Raw genomic sequence first — 13708 nt, 5'->3', positions numbered from 1 at the left:
GGAGCGGCGACCGCGTCACCTCACTGCGCCACTGCTCGCCGTACCGGTCGGCGCCGAGTCCTCACCGGGGCCGTCGTCAGGGTGCAGCGGGCGGATGCCGAGGCTCATCTCGGCGACGGTGTGGGCCCGGATGTCGAGGTGGGGTCCCTCGACGGTCTGGGCGACGACGGCGCGTACGTGGTCCTGGGCTGGTTCGGCCAGGTGGTCGTACACGGTGCGGAACAGTTCCCGCGCGCGTGCCCGGGGCCAGTCGGGCGGCATGAGTTCGCTGGGCAGCAGGGGGTCGAGGGCCGGGAACCGGCGGTAGGTGTCCATCACCTCGGCGCGGGCTCGCACGGCTGCGGCGCCGGTGACACTACCGGTCCGTAGGTCGGGCAGCAGAGGTTCCCAGCGCTGGATGAACCTGTCGTACTGCTCGGCGATGCCGGCGATGTCCCAGGCGTCGATCGGGTTGCGCGTGCCGCCGGCCGTCAGTTCCAGGTGCTGGGCGCGGAACGCGGTGATCGTCCCCGGGGTCACGGCGGGCAACTCGGCCCGTTCCTTGATGGTCAGCGGGTTCGGCGACACCCAGACCCCGTCGTACAGGGGAGCGAATCCGAGCCACCGCAGGTGGGTGCGGAGCGTGCTCCGCCGGATGCTCTCCTCCTTCGGCAGGGTGAAGATGACGAGTGTCCACGACCCGTCCCAGATGTCGGGATGGGCGGCGTACGCGGCGACCGTCATGCCGCCGAGGGACAGGCTGGCGGCGGCGGCCAGGGTCAGCCGGTACGAGCTGTGGCGTCCCTGCCGGCTGCCCTCCAGTACGCCACGCCGGGCCAGCCTGCTGATGGTCGTACGCGCGGCACCGGTGGTCACGTCGAAGTCGCCGAGCAGGGCGACGATCGCCGCGGTCGGCAGCCAGGCGCGGGTGCGCAGTGTGTAGTCGGTGATCAGGGTCACCGCGAGGCCCTGGGGTGAGCCGCCGGTCTGTCGACGTGGCAGCCGTACGGACTCGGCGGCGATGTCGGGAAAGATCTCCTCGATGTCGAACGGGCTAACCACGTGTGCTCCGGCGCGAAGGGAGGTGAGGGGCGCTGCCGACTGTAGTGGTCCCGCCGCCGCGGGAGCCCTTGCGGACATCATTCCATCGAAAGTAATCGTTTGACACTTGTGTGCATTGGCGACAGACTATCCGACACATCCTGGTTCTGCGGGAGCCAGTGCGGGCAACAGCGACCCGACGTCCGGTGTCGGTCCCGGTCGCGTGACGAAGAGGGCACTTCGTCGCGTGTCCGAGCCGTCCGTCGTGCTCCGGCACAGTCGCCGGGAGCGACGAGCGGGCCGGTGGCTGGCCGCACGGTGTGCGGGACCGGTGAATGACGCCCCGCCCAGGTACGCCGGACCGGAAGTCGACGCGCCTGTGGCCCAACCGGCCGGGCGCATCGCCGACGCCGGACGGGCTGACGACGTCACAGACCGGTAACCCGGGACGAGCCGAGCCCGGGCGCCACCACGGCCATCGTCCGGACCGGGAGGCGCCGGCCTCATCGTCTCTCCGCGTTATGTCGCAAGGAGGTACAAGGCAATGCCAGAAAGCGAAACTGAGCCCCGGGTATCGGGGATCGCCGAGGCCGACCGGCCGAGGTCCGGCCGTTCGGGTGGGCTGTGGCGGCGCACCGCGGCGGTGGCCGCGGCAGCGCTCTGCGCCTTGTCGGTCGCGGTGGCGGTTCGTCCGGCGTTGGCGGCGGACAATCCGTACCAGCGGGGTCCGGATCCGACTCCAGCCAGTGTGGGGGCGTCGCGGGGTACGTTCGCGACGGCGCAGGTGAGTGTGCCGGCGGGGAACGGGTTCGGTGGTGGGGTGATCTACTACCCGACGGACACCAGCCAGGGTCGGTTCGGTGCGGTGGCGGTCGTGCCGGGTTACACGGCGACGTGGGCTGCTGAGGGTGCCTGGATGGGGCCGTGGCTGGCGTCGTTCGGGTTCGTGGTGATCGGGATCGACACGAACAGTCGTAACGACTGGGACACGGCGCGTGGTACGCAGTTGTTGGCCGCGTTGGACTATCTGACCCAGCGTAGTTCGGTGCGGGACCGGGTGGACGCGAGTCGGGCGGCGGTGATGGGCCACTCGATGGGTGGTGGTGGGGCCATCTACGCGGCCCTGCAGCGGCCGTCGTTGAAGACCACGGTCGGGTTGGCGCCGTTCAGCGCGTCGCAGACGTTGAACAACATGCGGGTGCCGACGATGCTCCTCGCCGGGCAGAACGACGGGACGACCACTCCGGCGAGTATTCGGAACTACTACGGTCAGGTGCCGTCCGGGGTGGAGAAGGCGTATCTGGAGTTGACCGGCGCGGGGCATGGTTTCCCGACGTCGAACAACCCGACGATGATGCGCAACGTCATCCCGTGGTTGAAGATCTTCGTCGACAGCGACACCCGGTACACGCAGTTCCTGTGCCCGCTGTCCAACACCAACGGCATCCGGTCGTACGAGAGCACCTGCCCGCTGGTGCCCTCCCCGGTACCGACGGACCCTCCCACCAGCGCACCGCCGACCAGCACCCCGCCGACCACCCCGCCGCCCACCACTCCGCCGCCGACGACGCCGGCGCCCGGTGGCCCCTGCGCCGCGAGCTACCGCACCGTCAACTCGTGGTCGGGCGGTTTTCAGGGCGAGGTGACCGTGCGGGCAGGTGGTGCGCCGATCAACGGGTGGACCGTTCGTTGGACGTTGGGTGGCGGCCAGAGCATCAGCCAGGTGTGGAACGGCACGCTGAGCACCAGCGGCTCCACCGCCACGGTGCGGAACGCCCCGTACAACGGCTCGCTTCCGGCGTCCGGCTCGACCACGTTCGGCTTCATCGCCAACGGTAGTCCGTCCGCTCCCACCCTGACCTGCGCCAGCCCGTAGGCGCGCACCACCCACGCCCCGCCGGGCACCGGGGCCTCTCGCGGCGGGCCAGCGGACATCGCGTCGTCAGACACCTGGCGTCGATGCCCCTGGCCCGCCGCGATCTCGGTTCTGGTCCCGGGCCGTCACCGCGTACCCGCGACCGCCTCCCATCTTGTTGCCTAATACTTGCAATAACGTCCTGGTGGCGATTAGATCGACGGCGTGACCCTGACCCTTCGGCACGACCAGCCTGCCGCCCCGGACCAGCAGGCCAACCCCGGGCCTCCTCCTGTCCGCTTCGGCCGGCTGCTGGCCGAACTGCGGGGCATGCCGCCGCTGCTGCGTCTGCTCATCGGCACCCAGCTCGCCTTCAACATCGGCTTCTACGCGGTCCTGCCGTACCTGAGCAGCCATCTCGCCGACCACATCGGTCTCGCCGGGTGGCTGGTCGGGCTCGTCCTCGGTCTGCGCACCTTCAGCCAGCAGGGGCTGTTCGTGGTCGGCGGCGCGCTCACCGACCGGCTCGGCCCCCGACCGGTCGTGCTGGCCGGCTGCGCCCTGCGCGTCGCCGGGTTCGCCGGCCTCGCCGTCGCCGACGGCATCTGGTCGGTGCTCGCCTCGGTGCTGCTCATCGGGTTCGCCGCCGCGCTCTTCTCGCCCGCGGTCGAATCCGAGGTGGCCCGCCAGGCCGTCGAACACGAAACGGCCGGGCACGCCCCCCGGACCCGGGTACTGGCGATCTTCTCCGTCGCCGGGCAGATCGGCGCGTTCACCGGACCGGCGCTCGGCGCGCTGCTGCTCCTGGTTGATTTCCGTGTCACCTGTCTCGGCGGTGCCGTCGTGTTCGTCGCGATCCTCGCCGGGCACGCCCGGCTCATGCCGCACCGGACCACCGCCGGCCCGGCCGCGGCGGGCCGAACCGGCGGGGGGACCTGGCCGGGGGTACGGGGACTCTGCCGCAACCGGAGCTTCCTGCTGCTCGCCCTGGCCTACAGCGGCTACCTGGTCTCCTACAACCAGCTCTACCTGGCGCTGCCCGAGGAGATCATCCGTACCAGCGGCTCGGCCACCGCACTGGCCTGGATGTTCACCCTCTCCTCGCTGCTGGTCATCACGGCCCAGCTGCCGGTCACCGGGTGGGTCACCCGTAACCTCTGCCTGCGCACCAGCCTCGTGGCCGGGCTGGCGACCATCGCCGCCGGGTTCGCCGTGGTCGCCGCCGCCCGCCCCTTCGAGCTACCCGGGCCGGCCGGCCTGCTACCCGCCACCGGGCTGGTCGTCCTGCTCACCACGGGGCAGATGCTCGTCGTACCGGCGGCCCGGGCACTCCTGCCGGACCTCGCCGGGGCAGGGCACCTCGGCCTCTACACCGGCGCGCTGTCCACCATCTCCGGCACGCTGGTGCTGGTCGGCAGCGCCCTCACCGGCCTGCTCCTGGACAGCGCGGGCGACCAGCTCGGCGGGACGCTGCCCTGGCTGACCCTCACCGCGATCCCCCTGACTGCCGCGTTCGCCGCCTGTCGGCTGCGCCCCTGACCGCCGCGCCGCCGGCCGGCGCCGACCGCCGCCGCTGCCGTGTCGCCGCCGTGGGCCCGGCCGCCCGGCGGGCGCGGGCGCGTTCAGCCCGCAACGCGATCTCCAGTTCCAGGCGCTGCTGCGGGTCGCGGATACGGTCGCCGAACAGGTCGGTCAGCTGACGCAGGCGGTGGCGCACGGTCTGCGGATGGACGTGCAGCTGGGCTGCGACCTCGTTGGCGTTCATGTTGAACATCAGCCAGGCGAGCAGGGTGTCGGCCAGCAGGGCGCGCCTGTCGTCTCGCAACCGGGCCAGCGGCGCGAGCTGCCGTTCGCTGAGCGCGGCGATGAGCGCCCGGTCCTGGAAGACCGCGAGCGCGGCCAGGTGGTCGCGGCACCAGATGAGCGGCTGCCGGGGGAGGAGACCGTTCGCGGCGAGGTCGAGGGCGAGACGCGCCCAGCGCAGCGAGGCGGCGGCCTCCGTCGGGGGCACCGCCAGTCCCACCGCCGCGTGCTGCCCGGCCAGGCCGTTGACGAGCACCCGTACCTGCGCGTGACTTTCGGGATCCGGCACGATCAGGCACGGCTGCGGACGGTCGTACCCGGTCAGCATCTCCGGCACCAGCCTCGGCGTCGGGGTCGGTGGCCCGAGCGCGGCGATGGCCACGACGGCCAGGCGGCGTGGCAGTCGCCAACGGGCCGCAGCGGCTGCGGCGGTCAGCGCCGGCACCGACGGCGGCGCATCGGCGAGGAGCACGTCGACGAGCTGCCGTCGCCGCCGCTCGTGTCCGCTGGCCTCGGCCTCCCGCGCCTGCGCGTACCCCTCGGTCGACGCCTGGGCGATGTCGTCGATGTTGTCGAAGATCCGTTCGGCGAGCCAGGCGACCGCCTCCGGCGACAGCGGGTGCCGCGCGGCGAACGCGCGCAGCCGACGGTTGGCCACCCGGGCGCAGGCCCGTGCGGCGGCGTGCAGGCCGTCCAGGCTGCGGCCCGCGCGCATCTCGTTGGCGCCCACCGCACGGTAGATCTCGCGCCAGTCGGTGGCCCCGCCGGTGGCGTCCGCCGCGCCGACCGCCGTCGGGTGGGCGTGCCGGTCGAGCAGGTCGAGGTAGCGGCGCAGGGCCAGGTTCACTCCGCGACGTAGCGCGCGGGCGGACGTCGGGTCACCGGCCGGGCCGTATTCCGGAACCTGCCGTTCGATCTCACGCACCATCTCCGCAGCGGAACGGAGGACATCGGCGCGCAGCAGCTCCACGGTCGCCGCCGGGATCCGCGGGGCGGACCATCCCACCGCGGACGCGTCGTTCGTTGCCATCTTGCGACTCCCGCCCATAGTCGGCGACGCCACCGGGACGCTCTGCCTTCCGACACGGCCCCGACCGCCGCGTGGTTCAGCGGCACTCACCGCAGTGACATTCTTCGTCGTTGATATCAGCATGTCGCTGAGTGTCGCCCGGTCTGAGCGCTCAGTTAACTTCTCGTCTCGACCAGCATCAATCCTCAGTGGAGGTGACCGGAGATGCGCTTCGCCATCCCCCGTCTCTGGCGGCGTACCGGCGTCCTGCTCGCCGCCGCGCTGCTGACCACCGGCGGCGCGGTCTTCGCCGCCGGTCCGGCGGCGTCCGCCCAGTGCGCCGACGTCGACGTCGTGGTCGCGCGCGGCACCGGCGAGCCGGGCCGGCTGGGCGTCATCGTGGGCGACCCGGTGTTCGCCGCGCTCCAACGGCGGTTGACCGGCGTCACCCTGACCAGCCACGCCGTCGACTATCCCGCCAACACCAGCCGCACCTCCCCGACGGAGGGCAACCGGGCGTTGGTCGACCATGTGACCAGCCAGGCACAGTCCTGCCCAGAACAGCGCTTCATCCTCGTCGGGTACTCGCAGGGCGCCAACGTCGTGGGCAACTCGCTCGGCACCAGTTCGGCGGGCGCCGCCGTCGGTGGTCCGGTCGTCGCCACCATCCCTGCGGCCGTGCAGCCCCGGGTGGCGGCGGTGCTGGTGTTCGGCTACCCGCTGCGCAAACTGGGCCGCGGTATCGAGGGCCCGGTCGCGGCCCGCACCCTGGACATCTGCGCCGACCGTGACGTGGTCTGCGACCCGTTGGGCACCAGCGTCCTCGCGCACCTGGGTTACGGGGGCGACGCGGGTCGGGCGGCGACCTTCGCCGCCGGTCGGATCTAGCTTCTGCGTCGAAGGTTCCTCGGCCGGTCGCGCTCCGACGTCCCCGCCGGACGTCGGGGCGCGGCCGGCCGCGCCACGGTGGCCGACGCCGAGCAGGCTCCGGTCCCGTAGGCCCGGCCTGCTCCTGGACAGCGCGGATGCGGCCGGGCGTGGTCCACCAACGGCCTCGGCCACACCCACCGCGCCTCGGGCGGTGGCTGCGGGATTCACGCGATCAATCGGCGAAACGTACAACCGGGTGGCCGTCCGGCCCCGTCTGAGGGTTGATGACCCAACGGAGGGACGGGCGATGCGGGATGTTTCGGACAAGGAGTACGTCGACTACGTCTCGGCGCGGATTCCCGCGCTGCGACGGTTGGCGTACCTGTTGGCCGGCGACGAGCACCGTGCCGATGATCTGGTCCAGCAGACCATCACCACGCTGTACGTGAAGTGGCGGCGTGCGCAGGCCGCCGACAGGCTCGACGCGTACGTCCGCACGATGCTGGTGCGGACGTACCTGGACGAGCGACGGCTGGCCTGGGCGCGCGTGCGGCTGTTCCGCGAGACACCTGAGCCACCACCGTCGCAGGACGGTGGCGTGGAGGAGCGTCAGGTCGTCCGGGCGGCGCTGAGCCGGGTCCCCCGCCGGCAGCGGGCCGTGCTGGTGCTGCGGTTCTTCTACGACCTGTCGGTCGACGAGGTGGCCGCGATACTCGGCTGCTCGTCCGGCACCGTCAAGAGCCAGACGTCCCGCGGGTTGGCCACGCTGCGGCGCCTGCTCGGCGAGCGGGAGTTCGCAGATTTCTCCACCGTGAACTGAGGAGCCGATGATGCCATCCGAACTCGATCTGCTGCGCTCGCTCGACGACGAGCCGCACACCCCTTCCACCGTGGACATCCGACGGGCGATCGCCGACGGACGGCGCCGCCGGATCCACCGGGGCGTCGGGTACGCGGGCGCCGCGACGGTGACCGCGCTCGCCGTCGCCGGTGCCTCGGTCGTGGCGATGTCCCCCCACACCCCGCCGCGCACCACGGCCGGTGCGGCGCCCACCACCGCCTCCGTCGCGCCGGAGGGGGAGTACACGATCCCCGGCACGGCCGGCTGGAGCCCGGCGGCGGCGACCCCGCCCACCAGGTGCGCGCTCAACCGGCTGCCCGTGCCGGACGGCGCGCCGATGGCGCTGGTCACCGGCGCCGACCCCACCGGCCGGTACCTCGTCGGGCGCTCGTACCCGAAGCCCGGCAGCTACCAGGCGGTCATCTGGCACGACGGTGAGGCCCGGACGGTGATGCTCCCCGGCGACCTGGAGGAATCGCTACAGGACGTCAACTCGACGGGTACCGCGGTCGGTTGGAGCTACGCCGAAGGCGGTAAGCCGGGCACCGGCCCGGTTCCGTACGTCTACCGCGACGGCAGGGTCTCGAAGCTGCCGGGAGTACAACGCGGAAACGCGTACGCGATCAATGAGGCCGGAGCCATCGTGGGCGATGACGACACCGGTAACGCCGCGTTGGTCTGGCCGTCGGAGACCACCGAGCCGATCCGACTGCCGCTGCCCGCCGGTGCGTCGCAGGGTACGGCCCGCGACATCGACGAGGACGGCACCACGGTCGGCACCATCGACAACAAGCGGCCGTACGTGTGGTTCCCCGACGGCACCCACCGCGCGCTCCCGATGCCGAGCCTCGACGGTGAGCGGGCCACCACCGCCCGGGTCTTCCACATCCGCAACGGCTGGGCGATCGGGGTGGCCAGCGACGGCCTCGGCCGCGACGGGGCAGCCGACCCGTCGTCGGGACGGACCGGCGCGAGTGCGGAATACGCCCGGGCGAAGGCTGTCCGGTGGAACGTCCGTACCGGTGAGGTGCGCGTGGTCGGTGCGTTCAAGGGTGCGGCGGACGCCGTTAACGCCCACGGCTGGCAGGTCGGCATCGACGGGCGGGGGCGCGCGGTGCTCGTCGCCGACGCCACCACGGTGGCGCTGCCGGCTCTGGCCAGCCACCAGCCGGGCACCCTGTCCACCATCGCGTCGACGGTGAGCGATGACGGGCGCACCATCGCCGGGCAGTCCGACGATGCGACGGGCACGATCCAGGCCGTCGTCTGGCGCTGCCGGTAAGGGAATCTGGCGCATCCGCCCGGGTGGACCAGAGAGAACACCGAGAGGGGCCGACCCGGTCGGGTCGGCCCCTCTCCGCGGCCTGGCCGGCACCTGAGGGACGGAGTCGCGCAACTCGCGGAGCAGGTCACCACGGCATGTCATCCGTCCGACGGCGGGTCGCGGCGCAGCACGCGGTATCCGCTAACTGGCGCTCCTGTTGCCGGCGGCCGCCAGCGACAGCGCCCGCAGCGCGCAGAACCAGCCTGCCGCGCCGAGGAACATCCGCAGGTAGTTCAGGCTGGTCCACCACTGGACGGTCGTCGAGATTCTCGACTCCGACCAGGAGTCGGCGGAGCTCTGCAACATCAGCATCTGGGGAACGAAGTAGCTGTAGCTGAAAATGGCGTACGACAGCATGATGATGCCGGCCGCCAACACCCAGCGCCGGTTGGCCCGGTTGGCGCGCCACGCCGCGATGTTGGCGATGGCCAGCAGTGCGACGACCGGCGACACGAACGGCCAGAACGCACGCCCGGCGTCGTACATGCCGGACTGTTGCATCGCGGTGAGGATGTCCCGTGGTGGCACGCTGTCCCAGAGCGGCACGACGACGATCTTCTCGTACAACCCGGCGCCGAACTGAACTCCCACGAAGACGACCAGGAGCCAGAGCAGGACTGATGCCACCCGGCTGGGAGCCGGCGAGAGGGGGTTATGGGACATTGTCGATCGCATTTTGCTTGCACCTGTCTCTTGTGCTGAGAAGTTGGCATCGAGTGAATGTCGGCCCGTGCTCGGGGGGCCGCCCGGCGGGTCTCCCGCTTCGGCCGACGCCGTCCGGCAGACGTGGTCGATTCGGCCGCTCTCACGCCACCTTGGTCACGGCTTTCTCGTTCCAGTCGATGTGGTGGGCGTACATCCAGGCGTGGGACCTCGGATTGGCGAACAGTTTCAGGGCGATCGGCATCATGAGGTCGCGGTGGCGGTATGGCCAGCCGGTTGGTGAATGTCAGTCGCCCGGCGGTGGTGGTGTCGGCCGCGGCCACACTGCCGCCAACCCTGCGCCGAGTGCAGCGGTGCAGACCGGTACGCCGATGAGCCCCATCTTCAACAGTGACCGGCGGGCGAGGCGCCGTGGTGCCATCAGGCGACCGAGCCGATCGCCACGGTGTCGGCGCTACCGGACACGATCACGTGGTACCAGTGATCGGTGTTGCGCGGCCGGGACGACTGTTCGACCAGCCCACCGCCGACCGCGCCGAACCACCGATCGTCCAGCGTCACCTTGGTGGCGCCCTTGCCGATCTCCAGCCGCACGGGTACGTCAGCGGGTCGATCGACGCGAAGACCCTTCACGGAGGTGAGGCGGATCGTGGTCGGTGCCGTCGGTTTGCCCAGGACGAACCGCAGGTGCGTGGCGCCGGAGTGGAACGCGAGCGAACGTACGTCGAGGCCGGTGAGGTCGGCGTCGAGGTGTTCCGCGCCGCCGTGCACATCGAGCGCCCACGGCACCGCGGGGTTCAGGCGTACGGCGTTGGGCCCCGTCCGGCGCAGCAGCCGTGCGCCCAGCGGGTACTCGACGTGGGTGTTGTGGCCGGTCGTCCAGACCAGCGGCAGCGGGTGGGCGAAGTCCGCCGCCATCAGTTCGGTCAACTGCTCGTCGGCGCGCAGGCCGAACTGGGCCAGGCCACTGTCGAAGCTGAGCCTGGCCACGTCGGGGGCCGGGTCGGCGAGCGGTACGACGACATGTGGGTCGCGGACTCCCGCTGGGGTCGCTATGACGCTCATCTTTGGTCTCCAGGAGGGGTAGGCGCTCGGCCCGACTGCCGCGCTTCAGCTAGCCTCGCCGAGCCCAGGGCCTCCGCACCTCTGGCAACTGCCCTAGCCGCCGCCTCAGATTCCGCCTCGGGACCGGCCTAGGGGTTCACCGGACACGCGTACCCTTGATCAAGTGGGAGCGAAGGTGTTCGTGGGGCGGCGCAAGCAGTTGGCTCTCATCGACGAGGCCGTGGGGCTCGCGCACACCGGAGAGCCGCAGTTCGTGGTGTTCGGCGGCGAGGTCGGGATCGGCAAGACGCGCCTGATGCGCCATGTCGCCGACCGGTTGGCGGAGTCCGGGATGCGGATCCTGTCCAGCGCCTGCATCGAGCTGGGCGTGGAGGGCCTGCCGCTGGCGCCGGTTACCGCCGTACTGCGGGACCTGGTGCACGAGTTGGGCGAAGCGGCGCTGCCCGCCCTGCTGCCGGGCGCCGACGCCCTACTGGGGCTGCTCCCGGAGCTGGGCGCACCAGAGCCGGCCCCGAGCAGCCAGGCGCAGATGTTCGACCTGTTCGCCGCGCTGCTGCGGCGGCTCAGCGCCGAGCGCCCGGTGTTGCTCGTCATCGACGACCTGCAGTGGGCTGACCGCTCAACCCGCGACCTGCTGGGGTATCTGGCCCGCGCCATGCGCGCCGCCCGCGTCCTGACGGTCATGGCGTATCGCACCGACGACCTGGACCGCCGCCACCCGCTGCGCCCATTCCTCGCCGAACTGGAGCGCCTGCGGGGAGTACGTCGCAGCGAACTGGCCGGGTTTTCCAGGGCCGAGATCGCCGAGCTGGTCGCCGGTCTGCGCGCCGCCCCCGCCGCCCGACCGCTGATCGACGAGGTGTACCGCCGGTCGGGTGGCAACGCGCTGTTCGCCGAGGAACTGGCCCTGGCCGATGGGGTCGGTGAGGTCCCGGACTCCCTGCGCGACCTCCTGCTGCACCGTGTCGAACAGCTTCCCCCGTCCGCGCTGCGCGTCGTACGCCTGGCCGCGGTCGGTGGGCGGCGTGTCCCGCACCGCCTGCTCGCCGCGACCGCCGGCCTGGACGAGGTGCAACTGTTGGACGCGTTGCGGGCCGCCACCGCCGTACAGGTGTTGTCAGCCACCGTAGACGGGTACGAGTTCCAGCACGGGCTGCTGCGGGAGATGACCGCCGCGGATCTCCTGCCCGCGGAGCGGGCACGGCTGCACCGCCGGTACGCCGAAGCGATCGAGGCCGATCCCGCCCTGGTGCCGGCGGATCGGCTCGCCGCACAGATCGCCCACCACTGGGACGGCGCGGGCGAGGACCACAAGGCACTGCCCGCACTGGTGCGGTCCGCGGAGGTGGCCGGGAGCATCCACGCCCGTGCCGAGCAAGCCCAGATCATCGAGCGTACGTTGGACCTGTGGCCGCGGGTACCCGACGCACAGCGGCTATCCGGGCACGACCGGCTCGACCTGTTCGAAACGGCTGTCGCCGCCGCCACCTGGGCCGGCGAGGACGCTCGCGCGCTCGGCCTGATCGACCGGGCGCTGGCCGAGATCGACCAGGCACGCGAGCCGGGTCGAACCGCGAAGCTGCTCGCCCACCGTGGCATGACGTTGCACCATCTCGACCGCGACGGCGCGCTCACGTCGGTGGCGGAGGCTGTTCGGCTGCTGCCCACCGTGCCTCCGGGCATCCGGGCGAGTGTGCTCGATCTTGTCGCCGTCGTGTACGCGCTGCGTGGGCATCCCGGCCCGGCGCGGGACGCCGCTGAGGAGGCGGCTCGACTCGCCGCCGAGCTGGGCGACGTCGACGTGGCGGTCAACGCCCGTACCACGCTGGGCTGGGTGCTGTGCCAGCTCGGTGCCTACGACGAGAGCCTGGCGACCCTGCGGGCGGCGGGCGACCTGGCCGAACGACACGACGATCTGGTCCGGGTGGCGAGGGCCCAGCTCAACATCGCCGAGGCCCTGCACCATCTCGGGCACTATCCGTCCATGATCGTTGCCGCGCAGGCCGGTTTGGAAGCGGCGTACCGGTCAGGTGTCAGCCGAACCCTCGGGGCGCTGCTCGCCGCCCAACTCTGCGCGGCGCTCGCCGCTGTCGGCCGGTGGGACGACGCCGAATCGACCAGCTCGACCGCCCTCGACATGGACCCACCGGACGTGTTCGGCGCCGCGCTGTACGCCCTGCGTGCCGAGATCGCCCTGGCGCGCGGCGAGACCGGTGCCGTACGTGAGCAGATGTCCCTGGCCCGCACCCTGCTGAGCCCGGTGTCCCATCCGGGTCCGACAGCTCTGGCGGTGACCCGACTCGAAGCCGAGATCGCGCTCGTCGAGAACCGGATCGACGACGCACGGGCGGCCATCACGGCAGCGCTACCCACCGCCACCGGCACCGGCCTCGCGCTGCACGCCTGGCCACTGGTGACGATCGGCGTTCGGATCGAGACGCACGCTCGGATGCGAGCCCGAGTGAACTCCCGGTCGGACACCGGCGGCGGGGCGGTCGACGCGCTGCGCGCGGTGGCGGACCAGCTCCCCACCCACACCCCGCTGTTTCGGGCATATGCCGCGCAGTTCGCGGCAGAGATCGGAGTACCGGCCACCTCCTGGCCAGACGTCGTCGCGGACTGGGACGCGGTCGGCAGCCCGTACCCCGCTGCCCGCGCCCGGCTGCGCGCCGCAGAAGCCGCCCTCGGCGTCGGTGACCGTCGCGCGGCGCGGCGGTGGCTTCTGGCAGCAGTCGAACAAGCCGACCACCTCGGTGCCGAGACCCTGTCCGAACAGGTCCGCCTGCTTGCCCGCAGCAGCAAACTGCCGCTCGACGCGCAGGCCGAACCGCGCACCCGTCCGGGCGACCTCGAACGCTTCGGGCTGACCGACCGCGAGGTCGAAGTGCTCCATCTCGTAGCCGAGGGCCGGTCCAACCGTCAGATCGGTGAGCAACTGTTCATCAGTGCGAAGACCGTCAGCGTGCACGTGTCCAACATCCTGACCAAACTCGGCGTGAACAGCCGGGGCGAGGCCAGCGCCACCGCCCACCGCCTACACCTTCTGGACGGATAGCCGAAGCCGTGCCCCTCCGCCGGCCGCATGGGCACGTCGACCGTCGAGGCGTCATGGATCCGCGGTTCGGCGGGGAGGTGGCAGTCGTTGTCGTTCGCTGCGGATGCGGGCGCGTTCGCCCAGCTCCTGCGCCTCGACCCCTGGCCGGTCGCGCCCCGACGTCCCGGTCGGACGTCGGGGCGCGACCGCTGGCTTCGTGCCGG

At 71.7% G+C, this 13708-nt stretch carries 10 protein-coding genes; 6 read left to right on the top strand and 4 right to left on the bottom strand.

Features of this window, described 5'->3' with window-relative positions; genetic code table 11:
- Nucleotides 1–15: 15 nt before the first annotated feature.
- Nucleotides 16–1041, bottom strand: coding sequence for a PaaX family transcriptional regulator C-terminal domain-containing protein (locus E1166_RS07715; RefSeq protein WP_132337034.1), 1026 nt, complete (start codon nucleotides 1039–1041; stop codon nucleotides 16–18).
- A gap of 622 nt (nucleotides 1042–1663) precedes the next feature.
- On the opposite strand from E1166_RS07715, the gene E1166_RS07710 reads away from it, so the two are divergent.
- Nucleotides 1664–2896 carry a cellulose binding domain-containing protein gene (locus tag E1166_RS07710; RefSeq protein WP_243710238.1) on the top strand — a complete coding sequence of 411 codons (1233 nt, stop codon included), beginning with the start codon at nucleotides 1664–1666 and terminating at the stop codon, nucleotides 2894–2896.
- 204 nt (nucleotides 2897–3100) lie between these two features.
- Nucleotides 3101–4414, top strand: a complete 1314-nt coding sequence (locus E1166_RS07705) for an MFS transporter (protein ID WP_243710234.1) — start codon at nucleotides 3101–3103, stop codon at nucleotides 4412–4414.
- Here the strand turns inward: E1166_RS07705 and E1166_RS07700 are convergent.
- Nucleotides 4362–5708: a helix-turn-helix domain-containing protein gene (locus tag E1166_RS07700; RefSeq protein ID WP_165944274.1), complete on the bottom strand. Its 1347-nt coding sequence runs from the start codon at nucleotides 5706–5708 to the stop codon at nucleotides 4362–4364. The genes E1166_RS07705 and E1166_RS07700 overlap by 53 nt on opposite strands.
- Nucleotides 5709–5912: 204 nt before the next feature.
- Here E1166_RS07700 and E1166_RS07695 point away from each other — a divergent pair, with 204 nt between their 5' ends.
- From E1166_RS07695 to E1166_RS07685, 3 genes are all read left to right on the top strand, one after another.
- Nucleotides 5913–6575, top strand: coding sequence for a cutinase family protein (locus tag E1166_RS07695; RefSeq protein WP_132337028.1), 663 nt, complete (start codon nucleotides 5913–5915; stop codon nucleotides 6573–6575).
- Nucleotides 6576–6864: 289 nt separating this feature from the next.
- On the top strand, nucleotides 6865–7377 hold the full coding sequence (locus E1166_RS07690; RefSeq protein WP_132264848.1) for a SigE family RNA polymerase sigma factor: 513 nt from the start codon (nucleotides 6865–6867) through the stop codon (nucleotides 7375–7377).
- Nucleotides 7378–7387: 10 nt separating this feature from the next.
- The gene (locus tag E1166_RS07685; protein WP_132337026.1) at nucleotides 7388–8680 is read left to right on the top strand and encodes a hypothetical protein; all 1293 of its coding nucleotides are present in this window, start codon (nucleotides 7388–7390) and stop codon (nucleotides 8678–8680) included.
- Nucleotides 8681–8863: 183 nt separating this feature from the next.
- Here the strand turns inward: E1166_RS07685 and E1166_RS07680 are convergent, their stop codons facing one another.
- Nucleotides 8864–9385, bottom strand: coding sequence for a DUF1772 domain-containing protein (locus E1166_RS07680; protein ID WP_132337024.1), 522 nt, complete (start codon nucleotides 9383–9385; stop codon nucleotides 8864–8866).
- Nucleotides 9386–9805: 420 nt separating this feature from the next.
- Entirely contained in the window at nucleotides 9806–10450 is a 645-nt protein-coding gene (locus E1166_RS07675) for a hypothetical protein (RefSeq protein WP_132337022.1), read from the bottom strand.
- Between the two features lie 163 nt (nucleotides 10451–10613).
- Here E1166_RS07675 and E1166_RS32465 point away from each other — a divergent pair, with 163 nt between their 5' ends.
- Complete coding sequence (locus E1166_RS32465) at nucleotides 10614–13505, top strand: helix-turn-helix transcriptional regulator (protein WP_132337020.1); 2892 nt, start codon at nucleotides 10614–10616, stop codon at nucleotides 13503–13505.
- Nucleotides 13506–13708: the final 203 nt, after the last annotated feature.

Source organism: Micromonospora sp. KC213 (genome assembly GCF_004348325.1).
Taxonomy (GTDB): Bacteria; Actinomycetota; Actinomycetes; order Mycobacteriales; family Micromonosporaceae; genus Micromonospora.
This window is presented reverse-complemented; position numbering and strand designations above follow the sequence as displayed.